18 protein-coding genes are annotated in these 24085 nt (G+C 60.9%); 10 read left to right on the top strand and 8 right to left on the bottom strand.

Translation table 11 applies throughout. From position 1 onward, the window contains the following. Nucleotides 1-29 precede the first annotated feature (29 nt). The 6 genes from AC1Q6D_RS03745 to AC1Q6D_RS03720 all read left to right on the top strand — a co-directional run bounded on the left by AC1Q6D_RS03745 (nucleotide 30) and on the right by AC1Q6D_RS03720 (nucleotide 7978). The gene (locus AC1Q6D_RS03745; RefSeq protein ID WP_103404398.1) at nucleotides 30-2228 is read left to right on the top strand and encodes an OsmC domain/YcaO domain-containing protein; all 2199 of its coding nucleotides are present in this window, start codon (nucleotides 30-32) and stop codon (nucleotides 2226-2228) included. A gap of 26 nt (nucleotides 2229-2254) precedes the next feature. Then, nucleotides 2255-2758, top strand: coding sequence for a GNAT family N-acetyltransferase (locus AC1Q6D_RS03740; RefSeq protein ID WP_103404399.1), 504 nt, complete (start codon nucleotides 2255-2257; stop codon nucleotides 2756-2758). Nucleotides 2759-2864: 106 nt separating this feature from the next. Beyond that, nucleotides 2865-3518 carry a hydrolase gene (locus AC1Q6D_RS03735; RefSeq protein ID WP_103404400.1) on the top strand — a complete coding sequence of 218 codons (654 nt, stop codon included), beginning with the start codon at nucleotides 2865-2867 and terminating at the stop codon, nucleotides 3516-3518. A 218-nt stretch (nucleotides 3519-3736) separates the two neighbouring features. Beyond that, on the top strand, nucleotides 3737-4003 hold the full coding sequence (locus AC1Q6D_RS03730; RefSeq protein WP_047530105.1) for a ParD-like family protein: 267 nt from the start codon (nucleotides 3737-3739) through the stop codon (nucleotides 4001-4003). Further along, on the top strand, nucleotides 4000-4794 hold the full coding sequence (gene map, locus AC1Q6D_RS03725) for a type I methionyl aminopeptidase (RefSeq protein WP_103404401.1): 795 nt from the start codon (nucleotides 4000-4002) through the stop codon (nucleotides 4792-4794). The genes AC1Q6D_RS03730 and map overlap by 4 nt, the downstream gene beginning before the upstream one ends. A 286-nt stretch (nucleotides 4795-5080) precedes the next feature. Continuing rightward, nucleotides 5081-7978 carry a sensor domain-containing phosphodiesterase gene (locus AC1Q6D_RS03720; RefSeq protein WP_103404402.1) on the top strand — a complete coding sequence of 966 codons (2898 nt, stop codon included), beginning with the start codon at nucleotides 5081-5083 and terminating at the stop codon, nucleotides 7976-7978. Between the two features lie 252 nt (nucleotides 7979-8230). Here AC1Q6D_RS03720 and AC1Q6D_RS03715 read toward each other — a convergent pair whose 3' ends face one another. Next, nucleotides 8231-8530, bottom strand: coding sequence for a DUF4189 domain-containing protein (locus AC1Q6D_RS03715; RefSeq protein ID WP_103404404.1), 300 nt, complete (start codon nucleotides 8528-8530; stop codon nucleotides 8231-8233). A 222-nt stretch (nucleotides 8531-8752) separates the two neighbouring features. On the opposite strand from AC1Q6D_RS03715, the gene AC1Q6D_RS03710 reads away from it, so the two are divergent. Further along, the gene (locus AC1Q6D_RS03710) at nucleotides 8753-9448 is read left to right on the top strand and encodes a tRNA (adenine(22)-N(1))-methyltransferase (protein WP_279627435.1); all 696 of its coding nucleotides are present in this window, start codon (nucleotides 8753-8755) and stop codon (nucleotides 9446-9448) included. 144 nt (nucleotides 9449-9592) lie between these two features. Here AC1Q6D_RS03710 and AC1Q6D_RS03705 read toward each other — a convergent pair whose 3' ends face one another. Next, nucleotides 9593-10255, bottom strand: coding sequence for a hypothetical protein (locus tag AC1Q6D_RS03705; protein WP_103404405.1), 663 nt, complete (start codon nucleotides 10253-10255; stop codon nucleotides 9593-9595). Between the two features lie 239 nt (nucleotides 10256-10494). Here AC1Q6D_RS03705 and AC1Q6D_RS03700 point away from each other — a divergent pair, with 239 nt between their 5' ends. Next, nucleotides 10495-11493 carry a bile acid:sodium symporter family protein gene (locus tag AC1Q6D_RS03700; RefSeq protein WP_103404436.1) on the top strand — a complete coding sequence of 333 codons (999 nt, stop codon included), beginning with the start codon at nucleotides 10495-10497 and terminating at the stop codon, nucleotides 11491-11493. Nucleotides 11494-11523: 30 nt separating this feature from the next. Here AC1Q6D_RS03700 and AC1Q6D_RS03695 read toward each other — a convergent pair whose 3' ends face one another. From AC1Q6D_RS03695 to AC1Q6D_RS03670, 6 genes are all read right to left on the bottom strand, one after another. Beyond that, the gene (locus tag AC1Q6D_RS03695) at nucleotides 11524-12507 is read right to left on the bottom strand and encodes an AraC-like ligand-binding domain-containing protein (protein ID WP_103404406.1); all 984 of its coding nucleotides are present in this window, start codon (nucleotides 12505-12507) and stop codon (nucleotides 11524-11526) included. 95 nt (nucleotides 12508-12602) lie between these two features. Beyond that, nucleotides 12603-14693, bottom strand: a complete 2091-nt coding sequence (gene capA / locus AC1Q6D_RS03690) for a caprolactamase subunit alpha (protein ID WP_103404407.1) — start codon at nucleotides 14691-14693, stop codon at nucleotides 12603-12605. Between the two features lie 39 nt (nucleotides 14694-14732). After that, nucleotides 14733-16478 carry a caprolactamase subunit beta gene (capB, locus tag AC1Q6D_RS03685; RefSeq protein WP_103404408.1) on the bottom strand — a complete coding sequence of 582 codons (1746 nt, stop codon included), beginning with the start codon at nucleotides 16476-16478 and terminating at the stop codon, nucleotides 14733-14735. A gap of 180 nt (nucleotides 16479-16658) precedes the next feature. Next, complete coding sequence (locus AC1Q6D_RS03680; RefSeq protein WP_103404409.1) at nucleotides 16659-18020, bottom strand: purine-cytosine permease family protein; 1362 nt, start codon at nucleotides 18018-18020, stop codon at nucleotides 16659-16661. Between the two features lie 167 nt (nucleotides 18021-18187). Next, nucleotides 18188-19975, bottom strand: coding sequence for an IlvD/Edd family dehydratase (locus tag AC1Q6D_RS03675; RefSeq protein WP_047530089.1), 1788 nt, complete (start codon nucleotides 19973-19975; stop codon nucleotides 18188-18190). A 47-nt stretch (nucleotides 19976-20022) separates the two neighbouring features. Then, nucleotides 20023-21204, bottom strand: a complete 1182-nt coding sequence (locus AC1Q6D_RS03670; RefSeq protein WP_103404410.1) for a fumarylacetoacetate hydrolase family protein — start codon at nucleotides 21202-21204, stop codon at nucleotides 20023-20025. A 114-nt stretch (nucleotides 21205-21318) separates the two neighbouring features. On the opposite strand from AC1Q6D_RS03670, the gene AC1Q6D_RS03665 reads away from it, so the two are divergent. Beyond that, on the top strand, nucleotides 21319-22269 hold the full coding sequence (locus AC1Q6D_RS03665; RefSeq protein WP_103404411.1) for a LysR family transcriptional regulator: 951 nt from the start codon (nucleotides 21319-21321) through the stop codon (nucleotides 22267-22269). 152 nt (nucleotides 22270-22421) lie between these two features. After that, nucleotides 22422-24002: an aldehyde dehydrogenase (NADP(+)) gene (locus AC1Q6D_RS03660; RefSeq protein ID WP_103404412.1), complete on the top strand. Its 1581-nt coding sequence runs from the start codon at nucleotides 22422-22424 to the stop codon at nucleotides 24000-24002. The last annotated feature ends 83 nt before the right edge of the window (nucleotides 24003-24085 follow it).

Genomic DNA, 24085 nt, shown 5'->3' with positions numbered 1-24085 from the left:
CGTTTAGCTCGTCATTTTGGTAATCCCGCATGGAAATCAAGGTCAACTTTCTCGACAACCTTCGACTTGAAGCCAAGTTCGATGACTTCACTGTCGTGGCCGACCAGCCTATTCGCTATAAGGGCGATGGCTCGGCCCCTGGTCCGTTCGATTACTTCTTGGCTTCTTCGGCTTTGTGCGCGGCTTATTTTGTGAAGCTGTATTGCGACACTCGCGGCATTCCCACGGAAAATATCCGCCTGTCGCAGAACAACATTGTTGACCCGGAAAACCGCTACAACCAGATTTTCAAGATCCAGGTCGAGTTGCCAGCCGATATCTCCGCCAAAGACCGCCAGGGCATTTTGCGTTCCATCGACCGTTGCACCGTGAAAAAAGTGGTGCAGACCGGGCCTGAGTTCGTGATCGAAGAAGTGGAAAACCTCGATGCCGATGCCCAGGCGTTGTTGATGCCTCATTCGGGGTCGCAAGAGGGCACCTATATTGCGGGCAAGGATCTGCCGCTGGAGCAGACCATCGCCAACATGTCGGGGATCCTGGCTGACCTGGGCATGAAGATCGAAATCGCTTCGTGGCGCAATATCGTGCCCAATGTGTGGTCGCTGCACATTCGCGATGCGCACTCGCCAATGTGCTTTACCAATGGCAAGGGCGCGACCAAGGAAGGCGCGTTGGCGTCGGCGTTGGGCGAGTTTATCGAGCGACTCAATTGCAACTTCTTCTACAACGATCAGTTCTGGGGAGAAGACATCGCCAACGCGGCGTTCGTGCATTACCCGGATGAGCGCTGGTTCAAGCCTGGCCCCCAGGATGCGCTGCCGGCAGAAATACTCGACGAGTACTGCCTGGCGATTTACAACCCCGATGGCGAGTTGCGGGGCTCGCACCTGTACGACACCAACTCCGGCAATACACAGCGCGGTATCTGTTCGCTGCCGTTTGTGCGCCAGTCGGATGGCGAGGTGGTGTATTTCCCGTCCAACCTGATCGAGAACCTGTTCCTCAGCAATGGCATGAGTGCCGGTAACACCCTGGCCGAAGCCCAGGTGCAATGCCTGTCTGAAATCTTCGAGCGCGCGGTCAAGCGCGAGATTCTCGAAGGTGAAATGGCACTGCCGGATGTGCCGCAGCACGTGCTGGCAAAATACCCGAGCATTCTGGCCGGCATCCAAGGGCTGGAAGAGCAGGGCTTCCCGGTGCTGGTCAAGGATGCGTCGCTGGGAGGGGAGTTCCCGGTGATGTGTGTCACCTTGATGAACCCGCGTACCGGTGGCGTGTTTGCCTCGTTCGGCGCGCACCCAAGCTTTGAAGTGGCACTGGAACGCAGCCTCACCGAATTGCTGCAGGGGCGCAGCTTTGAAGGTCTGAACGATCTCCCTCAGCCGACCTTTGAGGGGCAGGCCGTGACGGAGCCGAATAACTTCGTCGAGCACTTCATCGACTCCAGCGGTGTGGTGTCGTGGCGCTTCTTCAGTGCCAAGGCCGATTTCGAATTCGTTGAGTGGGACTTCTCCGGGCAAGGGGAAAATTCCAATGCCGAAGAAGCCGCCACCTTGTTCGGTATCCTTCAGGACATGGGCAAGGAAGTGTACATGGCGGTCTATGAGCACATCGGCGCCAAGGCCTGCCGCATTCTGGTGCCGGATTATTCGGAAATCTATCCGGTCGACGATCTGGTCTGGGACAACACCAACAAAGCGCTGACATTCCGCGCCGACATTCTCAACCTGCACAGCCTGAGCAAAGTCGGGCTGAGAACCCTGGCCAAGCGCCTGGAAGACAGCGAGCTGGACGACTACACCGACATCACCACCTTGATCGGCATCGAATTCGACGACAACACGCCGTGGGGCAAGTTGACGATCCTGGAGTTGAGGCTGCTGATTTACCTGGCCTTGCAGAAATTTGAACAGGCGAAGAATCTGGTGGAAGCCTTCCTGCAGTACAACGACAACACTGTCGAGCGCGGCCTGTTCTATCAAGCCGTGAACGTGGTGCTGGAAATGCAGTTGGACGACGATCTGGAACTGGCCGACTACGAAGTCAATTTCCGCCGGATGTTCGGCAATGAGCGCATGGACGCTGCGATCGGCTCGGTCGACGGCAGTGTGCGTTTCTACGGCCTGACCCCGACGAGCACGAAGCTGGAAGGGCTCGATCGGCATTTGCGTCTGATCGAAAGCTATAAAAAACTGCACACGGCGCGGGCCAGTGTGACGATTGCCTGACGCCGCTCAGTCAAGGGATTGAACGAATGAAATCATTCAGCATTCGCGAGCTTGAAAGTACGGATACCGAAGCACTGCTGGCCTTTGAACGCCATAACCGCGCCTGGTTTGAATCTCATATTGATGCGCGCGATCCTGCGTTTTATTCATTGCCGGGTGTCGCCGAGCACATTGCGGGCTATTTGTCCGATTTTGCTGTCGGTGCCTGGCATCCGTTCGTTATCGAAGATTGCAGTGGGAACATAGTGGGGCGAGCCAATCTGAAAGACATTGGTTCGCCGCCAGGTTCTGCGCAAGTGGGCTACCGGATTGATCAAGGCGTGTGCGGGCAGGGACTGGCCACACTGGCGCTCAGGCACCTGATCCAGGTGGCACGGACCCGTTGGCGACTGACCCAATTGGTTGCCTGTGTATACGAGACAAATGTCGGCTCAAGAAAAGTGCTGGAACGGTGCGGATTCCTGCCCGAGCAACCCTCTTGCACCGACGAGACCGGGGGCGAACGCCGATTCGTCCTGTCGATCCAGTGAGCCGGCCCCGGCCCCGGCCAAAACAAAGCACAGGGATACAAGTACGGCGCCGTCGGGCACTCCATAGTTGAAGGGTAGTTTTTCATTCAACAATGGAGCGACTCCCATGCCTACCGCATCCGCCGTGCCCGGAAAGACCCTGCTGAACCCTGACGATCACACCCTCATCATGATCGATCATCAGTCGCAAATGTCCTTTGCGACCAAGTCCATCGACGCTGTGAATCTGCGCAACAACGCTGCCCTGGTGGCCAAGGCGGCGAAAGAGTTCGGGGTCGCGACCATCCTGACCACGGTCGCAGAGAAAAGCTTTTCCGGACCCATCTTCGATGAAATCAAATCGGTCTTCCCAGAGCAGCCCGTCATCGACCGCACCAGCATGAACACCTGGGAAGATCCGCGCATTGCGGTGGAGGTGAACCGTCACGACAAGGCCAAGATCGTGCTGGCGGGCCTCTGGACATCCGTGTGCATCGTGGGCCCGGCGCTCTCTGCCCTGGATCAGGGTTTCGAGGTGTATTTCATTGCGGACGCTTGCGGTGATGTGTCGGTCGAGGCCCATGAAATGGCCATTCAGCGCATGATCCAGCTTGGCGCGCGCCCGATGACTTCCTTGCAATACCTGCTCGAGTTGCAACGTGACTGGGCTCGTACCGACACCTACGATGCCACCGTGAAAACGTCCATCGCCAATGGTGGCGCCTATGGTTTGGGACTGATCTATGCCAAAACCATGTTCAATGCGTCCGAAGGCCACTGATCGCCTGGCGTTACCGAACAGGTGAAGGGCAGCGGTGCTCCCCGACACACCTGAACGCTGGTTAAGGCGCCCCTTGATTGGGGCGTTTCCATTTATATCGAACGCTTTATCCCCCCCCCCCGGGGGAGCGGGGCGCGCCCCCATTTCATGACGTTGATTTGATTCCACGCTCGAACCGGTTAATATACGGTTCATATGCATTTCATATAGTGGAAGTCATGGGAATCGTCAAAATTTCAGAAAACATGCATGAGAACCTGCGCGTCGCCAGCGACGCGCTGAGTCGCTCGATCAATGCGCAAGCCGAACACTGGATGCGCATCGGGATGCTCGCGGAATTACATCCAAACCTCGATCACAGCGATATTTGCCGCTTGCTGATTCGTGCCGAGTCGGCGGGCGGACTGGATCTGAAACAGCTCTGCGCTGTCGCGGATATCGCTCAAGGCTCCCAACCCCATGCAAGCTCAGGAGCCAGTCAATGAAGGCGAACGTCAGGATCAACAGCCTCGCGGAAATCGCCCAGTCACGCGCGGCAGGCACACTGGCCGCCGAAGTGCTGGCCATGATCACTCCCCATGTGAAAGCCGGGGTCACCACCAACGAACTCGATCGGCTCTGTCACGACCACATCGTCAACGTGCAGAAAGCCATCCCGGGCAACATTGGCTATCACGGCTTCCCGAAGACCGTGTGCGCATCCGTCAACGAAGTGGTCTGCCATGGCATCCCTTCGAACAGGACGTTGAAGGATGGCGACATCGTGAACATCGATATCGCTGTCATCAAGGATGGCTGGTATGGCGATACCAGCCGCATGTACTTCGTTGGCGAGCCCAGTGCGCAAGCTCGGCATTTGGTCAAGACAACCTATGAAGCCATGTGTGCCGGCATAAGACTCGTCCGCCCCGGTGCCACGTTGGGCGACATTGGTCATGCCATCCAGGCGGTCGCGGAAAGGGATGGGTTCAGCGTTGTGCGCGAATACTGCGGCCATGGTATCGGCAAGATCTACCACGACGAGCCGCAGGTACTGCATTACGGTTATCCGGGCCAGGGCCTGAAATTGAAAGCCGGGATGATTTTCACCATTGAGCCCATGCTCAACGCGGGCAAACGTCATGTGAAGACCCTCGCCGATGGCTGGACGGTGGTCACCAAGGATCAATCGCTATCGGCCCAGTGGGAGCACATGGTGGCCGTCACTGACGATGGCTTTCAGATTTTGACGCCCTGGCCCGATCGTAGCGACGAATATCCCGCCATCGGGCAATAGCCGTTCAGGTGCACGGAAGACGGGATCTGTCTTCCGTGCATGGCGCTAGTGACTGCAACGGTGACTGGTCGGGTGGCACAGACGCTGAGACCAAAGACAGCGAGTAAAGAGTTTCGGGTAATAATCGACAACTTTCGGCGAGCAATTTGTTGTCTGTCTCATTGTTGGCGCCAAAGCAAATAAAACCATTGAAAAAAATCGTCATAAGCTATAAACAAAAAGCTCACTGGCATATTGCTAGCAATCAGTAAGTGGGCATCGCCAGTTTTTGGCTCAGGGAGCGCTGATGAGTGTTCGTCAATTGACCGACTCCCCGCGGCAATCGAACGACTGCGACGTTGTCGCATCTCAACCAAAAGGGACGTCGGGTACTGTCGGCATGGCTTACGCTGGCAACGAGAACATGATCCAGCAAATGCTGGACTCAGCGCGCAACTGGGCCCATACCTGCGCGTGGGCGGTTTACCGCACCGGTGAACAATTGCATCGGGTCGGTCAGGGCGACGCCTGGATGCAGTGGCCGTCCAGCATCCCGAACGAAGAGTTCGACGCCTTCTGCCAGACCCGGCGATTGCACCGCTGGCCCACCGGCAAGGGCGAAAGTGAATTGGGTTGGCTACTCGCGCCGGTCAGCGAAGCCGCAGACCCGGCGCTCGCCGACTTTGCCCTGCGGCTGGGCATTCAGGTCCAGACCAATACCCTTGCCCGTGCGCAGATCACTCAGCGAGTGCTGTATGAGATCACCTACCTGGCCAGTTCGACCCGCGACCGCTCGGTGTTTCTGGTTGGGGTTCACCGGCTGCTGGCCAGCCTGATCGATGCCGAGAACTTCTATCTTGCGCTGTATGACCCCCATAGCGGCAAGATCGACTACCCGTACTACGTCGACATCATCGACGTCGATGCCCTGGAGTCTGAAAACTACGAATACCTTGACCCTTCGCACCTGTCGTTGACCGGGCAGGTATTGACCACTGCCCAGCCGTTGCTGATCGACGCCGCCGGTATCCTCGCGGCTGAAGCCGAAGGCCGTTTCTACTGTGTGGGTGACCGTCCCGAGTTCTGGATGGGCGCACCGTTGAAAAATGCCTCGGATGACGTGTTCGGCATGCTCGCGATGCAGGTCTACGACGTTTCTCGTATCTACAGTGCTGAAGATCGTGCGCTGTTCCTTGTGGTGGCCCGCCACGTCGCCATGGCCCTGGACCGGATTCTGCACCGTGAGGACCTGGAAGAAACCGTGATGCGTCGCACCCTGGAGCTTTCGGCACTCAACGAAGCCTTGAGGCAGGAAGTGGCGGATCGGGAGCGCGCCGAACACCTGCAGAGCGCGTTGTTCCAGATCGCGGAGCTATCGAGTCAACCGGGCGACATGGCTGAGTTGTTTCAAACCTTGCATGGCATCGTCGGTGACTTGCTGTTCGCGCAAAACTTCTACATCGCGCTGTTCGACGACGCGACCAGTGAAGTGACCTTTCCCTATTACGTCGATGAGCGGCAGACGACCAGCCCGGCAGCGCGGCGTGGGTGCCGGGGCTTGACTGAATACGTTATCCGTCAGCGCCGACCTTGCCTGATTGACTCTGACAAAGCCGAGCGACTGGCGGCCGAGGGTGAAATCGAACTGGCCGACGAGTCCGTCCGATCCCATTCCTGGCTGGGCATTCCCTTGTTCGATGGCGACGTGGTGCGTGGCGTGCTGGCGGTGCAAAGCTACACCTCGCAGGTGCGCTATACCCTGCGGGATCAGGATCTGCTGACGTTCGTGTCGCGGCACATTGATACGGCGTTGTCGCGGCGCACGGCTGCCGAAGCGATCCACGCCGCCAACCTCAAGCTGGAAGCGCGGGTGCAGAGCCGCACCCGCGAACTCGATCACGCCAATGCCAAGTTGCAACACGAAAACTCCCACGATGCGCTGACCGGGTTGCCGAATCGCACTTACCTGCAACAGCGCCTCAATTCGGCCTGGTCGCAGTTCGGCAGGGAAGGCGGGCACCTGGCGGTCATGTTCATCGACCTGGACCGTTTCAAGATGGTCAACGACAGCCTCGGCCACCATTTTGGCGACCTGCTGTTGATGCAGGCCGCCCATCGCCTGCGCGGATGCCTGCGCGACGCCGACATGCTGGCGCGCCTGGGGGGCGATGAGTTTTCGGTCCTCGCTCCCGAAGCGCCGCTGGACGTGGTGATCGAAATCGCCGAACGGATCCTGGTGGCGTTTGACCTGCCGTTTTTCATCAATGGCTACGAAGTGTTTTCATCCTGCAGCATCGGTATTGTCAGTGCCGACAGTCAGTTCCATCACGAACCGGCGGATTTGCTGCGTGATGCCGACGCGGCGATGTACCGGGTCAAGAGCGCCGGGCGCGACAGTTACGCTGTGTTCAACCAGGAAGTGCGCCGGGAAGTCTCGGACCAGGTGGAGCGCGAAGGGGCCTTGCGCAACGCGCTCAAGCGCACGGACGAACTGCTGCCGTATTTCCAGCCGATCGTCAGCGTCGAAAGCGGCGAATTACTCGCCCTTGAGGCGCTGGTCCGCTGGCATCAACCGGGCGGCCGGGTGATCGCGCCGGGCGAGTTCCTGCCGGATGTCGAGGGTTTGCGCCTGATCGGCCGGCTGGATCTTTACATGCTCACCAGCGTTGCAATGATCCTCGCACAACCCGAGCACGCCAATTGGCCTGCGGTGCACGTCAATTGCTCCAGCTACAGCATGACGCGCCCGGACTTCGCCAATGAAGTGCTGGCGCTGCTGGCGCGACACGGGGTCGAACCGTCACGCATTTGCCTGGAGTTGACCGAAGGTGCGCTGGTCGCCGAGCCGGCGATTGCCCGGCTGACCATGCAGCAATTGGCCGACAACGGTATGTCGGTGATGCTCGATGACTTCGGCGCCGGGTTCTCTTCCCTGAGCTATGTGCATCAATACCGTTTCAGCGGCTTGAAGATCGACAAGTCGTTCATCCTCGAACTGACCACCAGCGCCCGCAGTCGCGCGATCGTCCGGGCGATCGTGCGGATGGCCGAATCGCTCGACCTCAGCGTGGTGGCCGAAGGTGTCGAGGATCAAGCGACGCTGGACTTGCTGCGCGAAATGGGCGCAGGGCAGGCCCAGGGATATCATTTTGCCAAGCCAATGGGACTGGAGGCGTTGCTGGCCAGTTCGCTGATCGGTCACTAGGGCTTGTCGGCGTTTTGCATCTGGAGAAACCGCGATTCAGAGCGGTAGAAGCGTTTTTTAAGGGGCATTGCAACGTGGGCACCGTCCTCTGTAGGAGCGAGCCTGCTCGCGATGAGCTGGAGAACACCGCGGGGCGTCAGGTTCCCCGCGTTATCGTTCACGACCATCGCCAGCAAGCTGGCTCCTACAAGTATTGCATTAGCTTTGTATCCCGGGATTCTGTGAAGAACCTATTTTTTTGCTGCCGCGCCATTACTTTCTGCATTGCGCCAACACCACTTGGCAAGTGTCCGGCGTGCCACCGGACCGCCCGGCATAGCGTATGCAATTGTCCAGGGATTTTTTGCGAGCCATGTTCAAAGTGTCGCCCCATGCCAGACCGCCCTCACCGGAAGCGGGCAGCGCTTTTGCGTAACAGTTCGAGCCGGTGCTCGACGTCGAATAGCGAGCCTTGGCGGCTTTGCCTGAACATCCCGCTGTCAGCACCAGGTTGAGGGCGAGCAACGAGGGCAAGACCCATGACCAGCCTTGTCGTGTGGTGTTTGTGGTCATCCCGTTGCCCCCCGTATCAAACGGCTCAAAGCGTGATTGCGATCATACTGCACTCGGGCTGGACGGTGTTGCGCCTGACCGTGGTGACCTGGCGGGGGAGGATTTGGACGGGGCGAACCATGGCCCTGGTCGCCGGGATTTGAAATCCAGGGCGTTGCTCGACAGAATTGCGTCCCGATCCGGCCTGCGGTGCTGGACGTTCGTAGTGAAAAGGGGCTGCAGTTGAACCAACAGACATTGTCCATGCGCCTGGAGCGTGTGGCGGCGCATGTGCCAGCCGATGCACGCCTGGCCGATATCGGCTCGGATCACGCCTACTTGCCGGTGGCATTAATGCGTCGTGGCGCCATCGCGGCGGCGGTGGCCGGCGAGGTGGCATTGACGCCACTGCGCTCGGCCGAACGCACCGTGCGCGAGAACGGCCTGGAACAGTGGATCACCGTGCGCCTGGCCAATGGCCTGGCGGCGATCGAGCCGGGAGACGGCATCACGGCGATCAGCCTCTGTGGCATGGGTGGCGAGACGATCCGCGACATCCTCGACAGCGGCAAGGCGCGCCTGAGCGGCCGGGAACGCCTGATCCTGCAGCCCAACGGCGGCGAGCAGCCGCTGCGTCAATGGCTGATGGACAATGGCTACCGAATCCTCTGCGAGGAAGTGCTGCGGGAAAACCGCTTTGACTACGAAATCATCGTCGCCGAGCGCGACGGACCGGTGACCTATACCGCCGAGGAACTGTACTTCGGCCCGCTGCAGATGCAGGCACGCAGCCCGGCGTTCCTGACCAAGTGGCAGCGCCTGCTGCGCCATAAACAGCAGACCCTGACCCACTTCGCCCGGGCGCGACAGGCCGTGCCCGAAGAGAAGGCCGAGGAAATCGCCCGGCAGGCCCGGTGGATCACTGAACTGCTGAATTGAGCCCGGCCCATGGTTCCTGCGAAACGTCGCCGAGCGGACTTGGGCAACATGACGCGGCGCCGTGGTTTGTCTGCTGCCTTATTTGCGATTCACACGCTCCGTTCAGACGCATCCCACCGGGTTTGATCCCGTTCAATCCGGCGGTCATTCGGCCAGTAAATTCAAACTCGGACAGACCAGACGCACCATCTTGTCCGCCTTGCGTCGATAGTTCATGTTTTCGTCCGAGGTCCAGACGTAAGCCTTCAACCAGATCGTCATGTTCAGGTATTGAAACCGGATGCAGCTTTCACCATCGAGTTTTTTCAGCGTTCGCTTGACCTTCCGTTCACGCTCGAACACGGTGGCGACCAGGCCGACCCGATAGTCCAGTGCATCGTCCTGCAAGGCTTTGACGGACCGGAAATCCGCGTCGGAGAATCGGTAGTAGTGACCTCGTTCAAGTTCGAGTTCGGTTTTGATCTCGTCATTCTCGTGACTGTACGGATGACTGTGATAGTCCCCCAGATAGCAAACTTCCGGGAAAAACGTATCAATGAAGCCTTGTTTCAGGTCCTGAGCTTCATCGGTATAAATGACGGAGTTCTGATCTCTTTCAACGGCAGTGGAAGTGTCTGCCAGTACCACTCGATACATCGTCTGGGTGCCAATGGTTCGCTGACAGTACCCCCACAAATGCCCGAACGTTTCGACTTCCGCCGCCGAGTCGCCGTTGGTCAAGACATGTTCCAGTTTGTAGGCTTCCAGTGCTGACGTGACGATACTGAAAAACGCTTGTTCGGATATTGAAACAACGGAGTCAATCATGACGTTCCTTAGTCATTCAGAAGGTGCATTGCGACAGGAATCTATAGAAGAATGAAGAGGTTGTCAGTTGAATAGTGGCGAAATGATTCCTATGAGGTCAGGCCCCGGAGTAGCATGAGCTTCAACTGACAGGGCCGGCATGTCCTTTAGCCGACATCCGCTGGCTTGTTAGCGTTAGTCGGTAATCCGTCAGCGGGTTAGAGTCGCCGATACCTTCCTGGCAAAACCGGATGATCCCGATGACGCGCCCGCGCTTTTTACCCGACAACTTCACCCTGACCCTGGTCGGCGTGGTCCTGCTCGCCAGCTTGCTGCCTGCCAGTGGCCAGGTGGCGGTAGGCTTCGGCTGGCTGACCAACATCGCCATTGCCCTGCTGTTTTTTCTGCATGGCGCCAAATTGTCCCGCGAATCGATCATCGCCGGTGCCGGTCACTGGCGCTTGCATCTGCTGGTGTTCAGCCTGACCTTCGTGCTGTTTCCGCTGCTCGGCCTGGCGCTCAAGCCTGTGTTGTCGCCGTTGATCGGTGATGACCTGTACATGGGCATGCTCTACCTCTGCGCGCTGCCGGCCACGGTGCAGTCGGCGATTGCCTTCACTTCCCTGGCACGCGGCAACGTTCCGGCGGCGATTTGCAGCGCGGCGGCGTCCAGCCTGTTCGGGATTTTCCTGACGCCATTGCTGGTGACGCTGCTGTTGAACGTGCACGGCGACGGTGGCTCGACCCTCGATGCGATTGTGAAAATCAGCGTGCAACTGTTGCTGCCGTTCGTGGCCGGGCAGATCGCACGACGCTGGATCGGCGCCTGGGTCGGGCGCAACAAGGGCTGGCTGAAGTTCGTCGATCAGGGCTCGATTCTGCTGGTGGTCTACGGGGCGTTCAGTGAAGCGGTGAACGAAGGCATCTGGCACCAGATTCCGCTGCGGGACCTGGCGGGGCTGGTGGTGGCCTGCTGCGTGGTACTGGGGCTGGTGCTGGCGGCGTCGACCGTGCTGGGCAAGGCCTTTGGCTTCAATCAGGAAGACCGCATCACCATTCTTTTCTGCGGCTCGAAGAAAAGCCTGGCCACCGGCGTGCCAATGGCCCAGGTCTTGTTCGCTGGCAGCACCATCGGCGTGTTGATCCTGCCGTTAATGTTGTTCCATCAGATTCAACTGATGGTCTGTGCGGTCCTGGCGCAGCGCTACGCCAATCGCCAGGAGTCGGTGGCCGAACTGATGGGGCAGGTCGATCCTTGATAATCAGGGGGCCGGAACTCGAATTCCGGCTCAGACACACGGCTTCGATACACCCGTTGTCCGCGCGACACCGCTGCGCACTTCCCTGGCGGTGCAGCCGAAATGCTGGCGAAAGCTGCGGGTGAATTGCGCCTGGTCACTGAACCCCCAACGCATGGCCAGTTCGCCGATCGACAGGTGGCAATTGGGGTCGTGCAGGCCTCGGTGGACCGCTTCGAGGCGGCGCAGACGAATCCATTCCCCGAGGCTGTAAGGCGTGCTGCTGAAGAGTTTGTGCAAATAGCGCACGGACAGGCCGCAAGCCTGCGCGATCACTTGAGGCGCCAGGTCCGGGTTGCCCAGTTGTTTGTCGACGTAATGTTCGATGCGTTGCAAATGCATGGCTGCCAGGTTCGAACTTTCACTGCTGAGCACTCGCTCATCGTCGCGCAAGGCCATTAACAAGGTTGAAAGTGCCTGCTCCAACAGCATGTGGCGGGCGGGTTCGTCACATTCGTCGAAGCGGGCGGCACACATCGCCAGTTGATCGACGAAAATCCGTCCGAGTGCGCGCTTGGCATCGAAGCAGAAGCGGGTGTAGCGCTCGGCCCCGCGCAGTTGGCCATGCAACGCGCGTTCGGGGAGCTTGAACACCCAGAGGTCGTTGTCGCTGGCATAGTGAAAGCGGTAGGGGGCATCGCCACGTTCGAAGATGAATCCGCCGGGCTGGCAATGCAGGGCGCGGCCGTCCTGCTCGAAATGCACTTCGCTGCGACGCGGTACGGTGACCAGGTAGCAGGCTTCATGATCTTCACTGACCTGGGCCTTGCTGCGCGAATAGCCGAGCTGACTGGAGCGCAAGCGTGACAGGGTCAGCGGGGTGCTGCCGGTTTCCCAGATCTGCAGGCTGCCGCTGAAGGTGCTGCTGGGGGCGAACTCCAGGGACAATGGGAAATAGGCGCTGCCGATGGCCTGGGCCCAGAGCGGCTGGCGTTGACTGTCGGGCCAGGAGCGGGTGGAAAGTTTGTACGCCATGGCGGCCCTCGTATCTTTTTATTATGAGGACGGTGCCGAGGTAGAGAACCCTCGGCACCGCTGGTTTGCCATCATTTGCCAATGCTTACGGGCGGTCAATCATCAGGCGTCAGCCGGTAGGTGGCCGAGGGCGCCAGCGTCGCCTGCCAGCCCGGAGGAACGACGATGTTGGTGGTCGACTCCTCGATCACACAAGGGCCTTGCACGGTTTGCCCGGATTGCAGCCGGTCACCGTTGTACACCGGGGTTTCCTGCCAGGACGACTGAGCGCTGAACAGCATCGAGCGGTAGCTGCTCGCCTGGGGTGCGGCGTCTTCGTCGGGCGCCGGCAGCTCTGGCATCGGTGGGCGTTGCAGACGGGCAATCACCGAACACTCAAGGTTGACCAGCTCAGCGGGACTTTCCGGCTCGCTGTAGGAAAACAGTGCCTTGTGCCGCGTGTGGAACGCTTCACGCAAGGCCACCAGACTCGACTGATCCAGTTGATCGCAGGTCAGCTCGACGCTGCATTCGTGAATCTGGCCGAGGTAGCGGATTTCCAGGTTGTACAGGCACTCCACCTTGTTGTCGGCACCGAAGCCATCGTCGCGCAGGTTGTTCATGCCGCGCTCGCGCAAGTCGCGCAGGGTCTGATTGAGCAGGGGCAGGTCGACCAGATCGTCGTCCAGGCGCATGGGCAGGGTGGTCAGCTGGTCGTATCGGATGTCCGAGAGAATCTGCCCGTAGGCGCACAGCCCGGAAGCCACTTTCGGAATCAGTACCACCTGGCTGCCGATTTCCTCGGCCAGACGCATGACGTGCATGCCCGCCGCACCGCCCGCACCGATCAGGGCGAAGTCCCGCGGGTCATAACCGCGCTCCACCGAGACCCGGCGAATGCCGCTGACCATGTTCAGGTTGACCAGGGTGATGATGCCGATGGCCGCACGTTCGACACTGATACCCAAAGGCTCGGCGATTTTGCTCCGGATCGCGTCGATGGCCGCTTTACGATTGAGGCGAATGCTGCCGCCCAACAACGCGCCGTCGGCCAGGTAGCCCAGGGCCAGGTTGGCGTCGGTCACGGTAGGCTCGGTGCCGCCCTTGCCGTAGCACACCGGGCCGGGAGTGGCCCCCGCGCTGCGCGGGCCGACCTGAAGCATGCCGAAGTCATCGAGGTAGGCGATCGAGCCACCACCGGCACCGAGGGTTTCCACCTGGATCATCGGCACGCCGATGCGATAGCGCAGGAAGTCGGTGTCCTTGCTGAAGTTGGTGCGCCCGGATTTGCTCAGGGTGATGTCGAACGAGGTGCCGCCCATGTCCACGGTGATCACGTTATTGATGCCGAACGGCTGCGCGACACACAACCCCGCTTGCGGCGCGGAGGCCGGGCCGGAGTTGATGGCATTCACCGCCCGCTCGCGCATCACCACACCCGGCGCCAGGCCGCCGTTGGACTGGAAGTAGCGCGTCGGTTGTTGCGCGCCAAGCTCCTCGAACAGCGCGTCGATCCGTTCGATGTAGCGGCCCATGACCGGGCTCAGGTACGAGTTGACCACGGCGGTCGAGGTGCGGGTGTACTCGCGGATCTGCGGGAACACTTCGCTGCCGGTGCAGACGAACACCCCCGGCAATGCCGCACGCACCATGGCGGCGGCGCGCAGTTCGTGGCTGGGGTTGCGCACCGACCAGACGAAGGAAATGGCCACGGCCTTGACGTCCTGCTCGCGGAAATACTCGATGGCCTGGCGAATCGCGTCTTCGTCGAGCGCGGCGTATTCGCTGCCGTCACTGAGCATTCGGCCACCGATGGGTCGGCGCAGGTGACGCGGTACCAGCATGTAGGCCGGCGGGTAGCTGGCGTCATAGCGATGCCCGTCTTCCTTGTGGCCCAGGCGGATTTCCAGGCTGTCCTCATGGCCGTCGGTGCACAGCAGGCCAACCTTGACCCCGGTCTTTTCGATCAGGGCGTTGAGGGCCACGGTGGTGCCGTTGATGCACAGGTCACAGTCGCCAATGATCTCGGCCGGCGTACGGCCAATGGCATCGGCGATTTGCGCCAGGCCGTTGCGGATCGCGATCGTGCCGTCCTGGGGTGTCGAGGGTGCCTTGAACAGCTGCACGTTGCCGGTGCGGTCGGCGAGGATGAAATCGGTGAAGGTGCCGCCGGCGTCGATGCCCAGACGATATTGTTGCTTGCTCATGATGAGGGATTCCAGATTGCTCAAAGGGGCCGGGCTCGATTAGTGCGCGGTACGGCAGGCGTGGGTCGCGGCGTCATCGACCTGGCCATTGCCATCGATCACCACGCCGTACTCCAGGCGCGCGCCTTCGCGGGATACAAGGCCGTTGCGCACATCGTTGACGACGCTGGCCACCGGGCGACGCAGCGGATTGCCGTAGCCACCGCCGCCAGGGTTGACGTTGATCACCCGTTCGCCCGGTTGCGCGGTGAGTTGCGCGTTGTAGATGAAGGACTGTTCCTCACCATCGGCCTTGCGGTGGATCAGCCGCCCCAATTTCGGTTCGAGCAAGACGTTATTCGCGCCCGCGGCACCCGATGTCGGCAGTTGCCGACCCTCGCCAAAACCCACCACCGTCATGGCGTGGTTCAGCGGTTCGATTTCGATGTGCGTACCCGAGCCACCGCGAAATTCGCCGGCACCACCGCTGTCGGTCATCAGGCTGTAGCGATGGATGAGGATCGGGTAGGAGTACTCCAGCAATTCGATGTCACCGGACATCAGCGCGCCAAAACAGCACAGCGGACCGCACGCCGGCCAACCGTCCATGGCCTTGTTCGCACCGGCACCGGAGATGATCGACGCGAGCACCATGGTCACGTACTCGTCGTTGCCATTGCGCGGGTCGTGGCCGGCAATGTTGATCCCGCTGGCGTGGCCCCAAGAGGCGGTCACACGGTCAGGAGCGGCTTGTTCCAGGGCCTGGCGCACCGCGTCGGCCAGGGTTTCCATCGGCGTGGTGGTGCTGTTGACGTGGGGCGCCGGTTCCTGCGCGTTGCACAGGGTGCCCGGCGGGCCGAGATCGACGGACACGCAGCGGTACAGCCCTTCGTTATACGGCGGCGGCACCTGAGCGAACATCATCAGCCCCAGGTAAACCCCGGACACTGAGTTACCGGCATACGAGTTGATGAAATAGGGCACCTGGGGCGGACTTTCGATGAGGATGTGCGCTTCATCACCACGAATCTCTACCTGCGCGGTGATCGACAGTTCGCCCAGCCCATGGCCCGAGTCTTCCAGCACCGCGGTGCCGGTGTAAAAGCCGTCCGGGACGTCACGCAGCAAGGCACGCATGTGCCGGTCCGCCATGTCCTTCAACTCGGCGATGCACGCGCGCACCTGTTCCACGCCATAGCGATCGAGCAATTCGAGCAAATGCCGTTCGCCGACGTTGCAGGCGCCGTATTGAGCGTTGAGATCGCCTTCCTGATAGGCACGGGCACGCATGTTGGTCAGCAGCAGGTTGATCACGTCCTCACGGCGCTTGCCCCGCGACCATAGTTTCACCGGCGGGATGCGCAAACCTTCGGCGTAGATTTCCTTGGCATCGGGGTTGTAGCCGGCGGGTACCGGGCCGCCGATGTCGGTCAGGTGGCCTTTGCAAACGGCCCAGAACACCAGTTCGCCCTGGTAGAACACCGGTTTGTACATGCAGCAGTCGAGGATATGGCTGCCCATGTAGGCCGGATCGTTGTGATAGATCACATCGCCTTCTTCGACTTCGTCACCGAAGAAACCGGCGACGCATTTCATCGCCGGAATCAGCGAGCCGAGGTGAATCGGGATGTCCTGGCCTTGCAGGATCATTTCCGGAAGGTGGTCAAACAGCGCATTCGAATAGTCGTGAGCCAGGTTGAAAACGCTCGAACGACCGGTTTTCTCAAGGGTGATGGTCATTTCGCGTTGCGCGGTTTCCAGCGCGCCTCGCACGACCGCCAGGGTGATCGGATCTACTGTACTCATGGGTCACCAGAAATCTTGTTGTTATCCAGGTGAAGGTCAGGACGAACGTCTAACCCACGACACCAAACTACCTGCTCGAACCCTTGGCTGGCTTGGCGCAAAGCGCACTGGAAGTTGATTGCCCGTGCACTGTTGGTGGGTTTGCGTTTGCCTGAAGACGGTCATTAGTGAACGTAGGGATCAGCCGCAACTGGCGCGCACGAACCAGCTGCGCCTGGCGTTGTTCAGCAGCAGCCAATAGGCGCTGAAGGCGCTGAGGAAGGTCACGGGTGCAGACCAGGTGGCCAGGGCCGCATGGCCACAGTTGAGCAGCGCAATGCCCAGGGCGGCGGCAAGGAACCACGCCCCGAGGCCACAGGGGTTGAAGGCGCTGACCCTATCCACCTGGTATTCGATCCGGTCCTGGAACAGCAGGGGGTAGCGGGGCGAGAAAATGTGCGCCAGGGCAATCGCCACCCAGGCCACCACGAAGATGCTCTGGTACGACAGCGCTTGCAGGATGTAAGCGAAAACGTTCAGGCGCATCAGGGTGTAGACCAGCACGCCGACGGCGATGGCCCAGGCGATGTAAGGCACTTTCGCCAGTCCGATGCCGCCGAAAAAGGCCTGCATGTTGGTGGCCGCCAGGTAGAAGTTCGCCGAGTTGATGCGCGTCTGGCTGATCCAGACGAAGATCAGGCCCCAGATCCCCATCAGCTCGACGATCGCCATCACCACCGACACCTCGCTCAGGCCGCCGGGGGCAGGAATGGTCCCGGCCAGGAAAATCCCGACCAGGCCATTGATCAAAAAGGTGACGGTGTAAAAGGGCAGGCCGAAGTTGAAGCGGGCATGGTAGGTGGCGTCTTCCTTGCGGCCGAAACGTGCGTAGTCCCAGGTGTACATCATCAGGATCCACACGCCCATGAAGTAGCTGAAACAATCCCACCAGCCATTCGCCACCGGGCCGCTCGCCGGTCCCATTTGCAGCCAGGCAGCGCTGTAGCCGTATTGTTCGATGGTCACCACTACCAGCGCGACCAGACCGATCAGGTAGAAGGGCAGCAACACGCCGTTGAGCTTGTCCATCCAGTTTTGCACGCTGCCGAAAATCAACGGCACGCTGTACAGCACCACCAACAGGTAGGCCTGATTGATCGACAAAGTCGGCACGTACTGTTGAATTGCAATGGCAATCACCGAGCCTTCGAACACGCTGTAATAGGTCGCGGTGGCGAAGAAGATCAAGGTCGCGAGGATCGCGCCCTTGCGCCCGAACAGCACCCGCGAAAACAGCGCGACCGACAGTCCGGTCTTGATCGCATAGCGCGCAATCACGCCATTGATGGCGGCGTAGGTCACGACCGACAACAGCAGGCCGATGATCGCGTTTTGAGTGCCGAAGGTCATTGCCAGGGTGGCGGAAACGACAAGCCAGAACATCGCGCTGCAAATGCCCCACCAGGCCATCGTCAGCGAGGGTTTACTCATTCGGTGTGTGTCGGCGACGGCGGCGACCGAAAAATCGGTGCTGTCGCCCTGTTTCTGAAGGATGGCGGCCATGGTTCTTCTCTTGTTTTTGGATGAAGAACCAGGATGGTAAGAGGCCTTTGGCGCCGAATGATTGCTATTGGCGGCCCTGTCTTTTGTCGTGGAGTGAAGCGCATGGACAGTCACTACGGCCTGCCAACCCGGCCGGCGCCGGGACAGCAGAGCCGTGCTGCGTCCCGTCAGTGCGAATGCCGGGGCTCGCCGCCACTGCGGGCAATGACTCGCAGGTGCAGGGTCGCCGGTTCCAGGCAGCCGCCGGTGGACAGTTGCCCGACCAGTTGGCGGTAAAGCTCCTGCCAGGGGGTTTGCGAGGCGGGGATGTTCGGCGTCCACTCGGCGCGGCGCCGCGCCATTTCGGCTTCATCGACCAGCAGGTTGACCGATCTGGCGTTGAGGTCGACGCGCAGGCGGTCGTTGGTTTTCAGCAACGCCAGGCCGCCACCGACCGCCGCTTCCGGCGACATGTTGAGGATCGACGGGCTGGCGGAAGTGCCGCTCTGGCGACCGTCGCCCAGGCAGGGCAGGGAGTCGATGCCTTGCTTGATCAGTGCCGCCGGCGGAGCCATGTTCACCACTTCGGCACTGCCGGGATAGCCCACGGTGCCAGCGCCACGAATCACCAGGATGCAGCGTTCGTCGATATCCAGCGACGGGTCGTCGATTCGCGCGTGATAGTCCTCCGGCCCTTCGAACACGATGGCCCGCGCTTCGAAGCTGTTTTCCGCGCCGGGTTCGGACAGGTAGGTCTTGCGGAACGCCTCGCCGACCACCGACATCTTCATGATCGCGCTGTCGAAGAAGTTGCCGCTGAGCACGATGAAACCGGCGCGGTGCTTGAGCGGGGTCTCGAAGGGATAGATCACGTCGGCGTTGCTGGTCAGGGTGCCGCTGACGATTTCGCCGATGGTCTTGCCGCTGACCGTGGCGCAGTCTTCGTGCAGTCGCCCGGCTTTTTGCAGTTCATGCATGACCGCCGGCACACCGCCCGCGCGGTGGAAACCTTCGCCCAGGTACTTGCCGGCCGGCATGCAGTTGACCAGCAACGGCACGTCTTCGCCAATGCGCTGCCAGTCATCCAGGCTCAATTCCACGCCCATGTGCCGGGCGATGGCGATCAGGTGCGGAGGGCAGTTGCTTGAGGCCCCCAGTGCCGAGGCCACGGCGATGGCGTTCTCGAAGGCCTCGCGGGTCATGATCTGTGACGGGCGCACATCCTGCATCACCAGTTCGCAGATGCGCTTGCCGGTGGCATAGGCCATTTGTCCGCGTTCCCGATAGGGCGCCGGAATGCTTGCGCAGCCAGGCAGCGACATGCCCAGGGCTTCGGCCAGCGCATTCATCGACAGGGCGGTGCCCATGGTGTTGCAGTGGCCCACCGAAGGCGATGCTGCGGTGGTCATTTCCATGAAGCCTTCGTAATCGATTTCTCCGGCCGCCATCAGATTGCGTGCGTGCCAGAGCACGGTGCCGGAGCCGATCAGTTCACCCTTGTGGTGACCGTCGAGCATCGGCCCGCCGGACAGGACGATGGAGGGCAGGTCGGTGGTTGCGGCGGCCATCAGGCAGGCGGGGGTGGTTTTGTCGCAACCGGTGGTGAGCACCACGCCGTCCAGTGGGTAGCCGTGGAGGATTTCCACCAGCCCCAGATAGGCCAGGTTACGGTCCAGCGCGGCGGTCGGTCGACGGGATTGCTCGGCGATCGGGTGCACCGGAAACTCCATGGGAATGCCCCCGGCGTCACGAATGCCGGCCTTGACCCGCTGGGCCAGTTCCAGGTGATGGCGGTTGCACGGCGTCAGGTCGCTGCCGGTCTGGGCGATCCCGATGATCGGGCGGCCCGACTGCAACTCTTCACGGGTCATGCCGTAGTTCATGTAGCGTTCGACGTACAGGGCAGTCATGTCCGCGTGGGCAGGGTCGTTGAACCATTGCTCGCTGCGCAGGCGGCGTTTTGGAATGTCACTCATGATCGGGTCTCTCTTGTCATTGGATGAATCGACAATCTGTCGTGGCTTCAGCGCGCGAGCAGTCCTCGGGCTGCCAGGTTACGCAGCAGGGCGTTCACACCAAAGGTCCAGGGCTCGGCGTCACAGCTGTGAGTGACGCGGTTGTGCAGACTGCCGAGCAACGGGCTGCTGATGCTGACCCGGTCGCCGAGTTTGTGGGTGAAGCCGCTTCCGGCATGATCGCGATCCTCGGTCGGGGCGAACAGAGTACCGAGAAACAGCAGGAAGCCGTCAGGGTATTGGTGATTGGCGTTGAGGGTCTGGCTGGCCAGGTCCTGCGGGTCGCGGCTGATCTGATTCATGGAGCTCGAGCCCTGCATCCGGTAACCGTCCTCGCCCTGTACCTCGAGGTCGACCACGCAGGCACGCACGTCATCGAGGCTGAAGTGTTCATCGAACAGGCGAATGAACGGCCCGATGGAGCAGGAAGCGTTGTTGTCCTTGGCCTTGCTCAGCAACAGGGCGCTACGGCCTTCGAAATCCCGCAGGTTCACATCGTTGCCCAGGGTCGCGCCATGGATCTGGCCACGGCTGTTCACCGCCAGCACCACTTCCGGTTCCGGGTTGTTCCACTGCGAACCGGGGTGAATGCCGATGCGGCTGCCACTGCCGACGGCGGCGAGTACCGGTGCCTTGGTGAAAATCTCCGCGTCCGGACCGATACCGACTTCAAGGTATTGCGACCACATGCCCTGTTCGATCAGCAAGGCTTTCAAACGCATGGCCTGCTCGGAGCCGGGGACGATCGAACGCAGGTTGTCACCGATGACCCCATGCACGGTGGCGCGAACGGCTTCGGCCTTTGCGGCGTCACCGCCGGCCTGCTCCTCGATCACCCGTTCGATCATGCTGGCGGCGAAGGTGACACCGGCCGCCTTGATCACCTGTAAATCCAGGGGCGGCAGCAGATAAGGCCTGGTCGGATCAGCATCGGGGCCCGTGTTGGCCAGCAGGGCTTCGACACTGGCGATGAAGGTGCCGGGTGTCTGGCGTACGGCCGACAGCGGCGAGTCCGATTCCAGCAAGTCACTCAAGGTCGCGAAACGGTCCGACAGATCGAACACACCGTCCGCGCGCAGGACAATCGGCGATGGCCCGGCAATCTGGCCGGGAACCCAGGCGCGGCCGATCAGAGTACCGGCCACACCGTCGACCGGCAGGGTGTTTTCAGGCGTAAGCAGTAGCGACATGAGGAATCTTCCTGGTTCGTAAAGCCTTCACGCTAGGGCGGCCAGTCGATAAACTCCAATGAGATATATTCAGTATTCGATAACTTCCGGTTATTGCTTCTTCGGGGAATGCCCATGTCAGAACTGTCCTTCTCCAGCGTCTGCGGCTGGCTCAAATTCCGCCATCTGTTGCTGATCGACACGCTGGGGCGCACGCGCAACATGCACCTGGCGGCGCAGCAGATGAACCTCAGCCAGCCGGCCATCAGCAAGATGCTCAAGGAAATCGAAAGCCTGCTCGGCTTTGCCCTCTTCGAACGCCAGCCGCGGAGCATGCCGCCCACGGCGCTGGGCGAGCATGTGCTGCGTTACGCGCAGATCGCACTGAACGATGCCCGCTCGTTCGTCGAGCAGATCAGCAGTCTGCGCGAGGGCGGTCACGGTCACCTCAAGGTCGGCGGGATTTTTGCCGCCACGGCGGTGGCGCTGCCGGAGGCGATCCTGCAGATCAAGCAACGCTGGCCCTTGCTGTCGATTGAAGTGGTGGAGCAAACCAGTAATCACCTGATGGAAATGCTCGAAGAGAAAAAGCTCGATCTGGCGGTTGCCCGCTTCACCGATCAAAGCCAGCAGCAGCGCTATGATTTCCAGCCACTGGCGCCCGAGCCGTTCTGCATTGTGGTCAACAGCCGTCATCCATTGGCTGACGCTGGCCCGACCTCGTTGCAGCAATTGGTGGATTTGCCCTGGATTCTCTACCCGGTAGGTACGCCGATTCGCGCACGCATGGAGCTGGCCTTCGCCGAAGCCGGGGTAGGGATGCCGAAAAACACCGTCGATACCATTTCCATGCAGACCTTCCTCCAGGTCCTGCAGCGCGGGGCGATGATCGGGATGTTGCCCAATGCCATGGTCAATCCGCTGCTCGACAGCGGACAGTTGAAAACCCTGGATACGCCGTTGCACCTGGTGCCACAGGACTACGGCATCCTCACCCGCAAGGGCGAGCACCTGCTCGGTGCGGCCCTGGAGTTCGCCGAGATCCTCAAGGAAAACGCGCGGCTGGCCAGCGATGCGGCCCATTGAAACGTGCCGGCTCCTGCGGGGCTGGCCGTTGCCAAAAAAACGCGATTTTCGATAACGTTTCGTTATCGGTTAATCCAAAAATGCCATTGGGAAAGAATCGGTTCGCGACAGTAGAGTATCGACCAGCTTCCAATCAGGGTCAGGAGACTGTCATGCCCGAACTGTCCGGACACAATTTCATCGCCGGTGGCCGTAGCGCCGCCGGGTCGGTGGTGCTGCACAGCATTGATGCGACCACCGGGCAACCACTGCCCACGGCTTTCATTCAGGCTACGGTCGAGGAAGTGGACGCCGCTGCCTCGGCTGCCGCCCAGGCCAGCCCGATTTACCGCAATCTGTCCGCCGAGCGCCGGGCGCAATTCCTCGAAGCGATCGCCGCTGAACTGGATGCGCTGGGCGATGATTTCGTCGCCCTGGTCGGCCAGGAGACCGCGTTGCCAACCGCCCGTATCCAGGGCGAACGAGCCCGTACCAGCGGTCAGATGCGCCTGTTTGCCCAAGCGTTGCGGCGCGGTGATTTCTACGGCGCCCGCATCGATCTGCCGCTTCCGGCACGCCAACCGTTGCCGCGCGTCGATCTGCGTCAATGCCGCCTGGGCATCGGCCCGGTGGCGGTGTTCGGCGCCAGTAATTTTCCCTTGGCCTTCTCCACCGCCGGTGGTGACACCGCCGCCGCGCTGGCGGCAGGCTGCCCGGTGGTGTTCAAGGCCCACAGCGGGCATATGGCGACGGCGCAACGGGTCGCCGAAGCGATCATTCGTGCCGCCGAGAAAACCGGGATGCCGGCGGGTGTGTTCAACATGATTTTCGGCGCCGGCGTCGGTGAAGCGCTGGTCAAGCATCCACAGATCCAGGCGGTCGGCTTCACCGGCTCGCTCAAGGGCGGCCGGGCGCTGTGTGACATGGCGGCTGCACGTGCGCAACCGATCCCGGTGTTCGCCGAGATGAGCAGCATCAACCCGGTGCTGGTCCTGCCCGAGGCCCTGCAAGTGCGTGGCGAACGTATCGCCAGCGAGTTGGCCGCGTCGGTGGTGATGGGCGCCGGACAGTTCTGTACCAATCCCGGCCTGGTCATCGGCATACGCTCTGCGGCATTCACCCGCTTCGTACAGACACTCAGTGCCCTGATGGCCGATCAGCCGGCGCAAACCATGCTCAACGCCGGCGGCCTGCGCAGTTATGTGCACGGTTGCGAAACCTTGCTCGCGCATCCGCAGATCACCCACCTGGCCGGGCAGGCGCAGGCAGGCAAACAAGCCCGGGCGCAATTGTTCCAGGCGGATGTCAACCTGTTGCTGACGGGCAACGAATTGCTCCAGGAAGAAATCTTCGGCCCGGCCACCGTGGTGGTTGAGGTGGCTGACCGGACTGAATTATTGGCGGCCCTGCAAGGGTTGCGCGGGCAACTGACCGCCACCCTGATCGGTGAACCGGCGGAGCTGGAACAATCTACCGACCTGGTGGCCGTGCTCGAACAGAAGGTCGGTCGCGTGCTGGTCAACGGGTATCCCACCGGCGTGGAAGTTTGCGATGCCATGGTTCACGGCGGACCCTGGCCGGCGACTTCCGACGCCCGTGGCACCTCGGTGGGCACCCTGGCCATCGACCGCTTCCTGCGCCCGGTGTGCTACCAGAACTTCCCCGATGCCTTGCTCCCCGAGGCGCTCAAAAATCGCAATCCACTGGGGCTGACGCGCCTGGTCAACGGAGAGAAAACCACCCAGGCGCTGTAGCCGGCATCACCGCCGAGTGAACCGCTCACTCGGCGTAACCCATTCGATAAAAACAATCAGGCATGTCCACATGCCCAGGGGTT

This window comes from Pseudomonas sp. MT92, assembly GCF_058792515.1.
This window is presented reverse-complemented; position numbering and strand designations above follow the sequence as displayed.

Coding starts and splice junctions, on each gene's coding strand:
- AC1Q6D_RS03745 (WP_103404398.1), top strand. CDS start 30: ATGGAAATCAAGGTCAACTTTCTCGACAACCTTCGACTTGAAGCCAAG.
- AC1Q6D_RS03740 (WP_103404399.1), top strand. CDS start 2,255: ATGAAATCATTCAGCATTCGCGAGCTTGAAAGTACGGATACCGAAGCA.
- AC1Q6D_RS03735 (WP_103404400.1), top strand. CDS start 2,865: ATGCCTACCGCATCCGCCGTGCCCGGAAAGACCCTGCTGAACCCTGAC.
- AC1Q6D_RS03730 (WP_047530105.1), top strand. CDS start 3,737: ATGGGAATCGTCAAAATTTCAGAAAACATGCATGAGAACCTGCGCGTC.
- map (WP_103404401.1), top strand. CDS start 4,000: ATGAAGGCGAACGTCAGGATCAACAGCCTCGCGGAAATCGCCCAGTCA.
- AC1Q6D_RS03720 (WP_103404402.1), top strand. CDS start 5,081: ATGAGTGTTCGTCAATTGACCGACTCCCCGCGGCAATCGAACGACTGC.
- AC1Q6D_RS03715 (WP_103404404.1), bottom strand. CDS start 8,530: ATGACCACAAACACCACACGACAAGGCTGGTCATGGGTCTTGCCCTCG.
- AC1Q6D_RS03705 (WP_103404405.1), bottom strand. CDS start 10,255: ATGATTGACTCCGTTGTTTCAATATCCGAACAAGCGTTTTTCAGTATC.
- AC1Q6D_RS03700 (WP_103404436.1), top strand. CDS start 10,495: ATGACGCGCCCGCGCTTTTTACCCGACAACTTCACCCTGACCCTGGTC.
- AC1Q6D_RS03695 (WP_103404406.1), bottom strand. CDS start 12,507: ATGGCGTACAAACTTTCCACCCGCTCCTGGCCCGACAGTCAACGCCAG.
- capA (WP_103404407.1), bottom strand. CDS start 14,693: ATGAGCAAGCAACAATATCGTCTGGGCATCGACGCCGGCGGCACCTTC.
- capB (WP_103404408.1), bottom strand. CDS start 16,478: ATGAGTACAGTAGATCCGATCACCCTGGCGGTCGTGCGAGGCGCGCTG.
- AC1Q6D_RS03680 (WP_103404409.1), bottom strand. CDS start 18,020: ATGGCCGCCATCCTTCAGAAACAGGGCGACAGCACCGATTTTTCGGTC.
- AC1Q6D_RS03675 (WP_047530089.1), bottom strand. CDS start 19,975: ATGAGTGACATTCCAAAACGCCGCCTGCGCAGCGAGCAATGGTTCAAC.
- AC1Q6D_RS03670 (WP_103404410.1), bottom strand. CDS start 21,204: ATGTCGCTACTGCTTACGCCTGAAAACACCCTGCCGGTCGACGGTGTG.
- AC1Q6D_RS03665 (WP_103404411.1), top strand. CDS start 21,319: ATGTCAGAACTGTCCTTCTCCAGCGTCTGCGGCTGGCTCAAATTCCGC.
- AC1Q6D_RS03660 (WP_103404412.1), top strand. CDS start 22,422: ATGCCCGAACTGTCCGGACACAATTTCATCGCCGGTGGCCGTAGCGCC.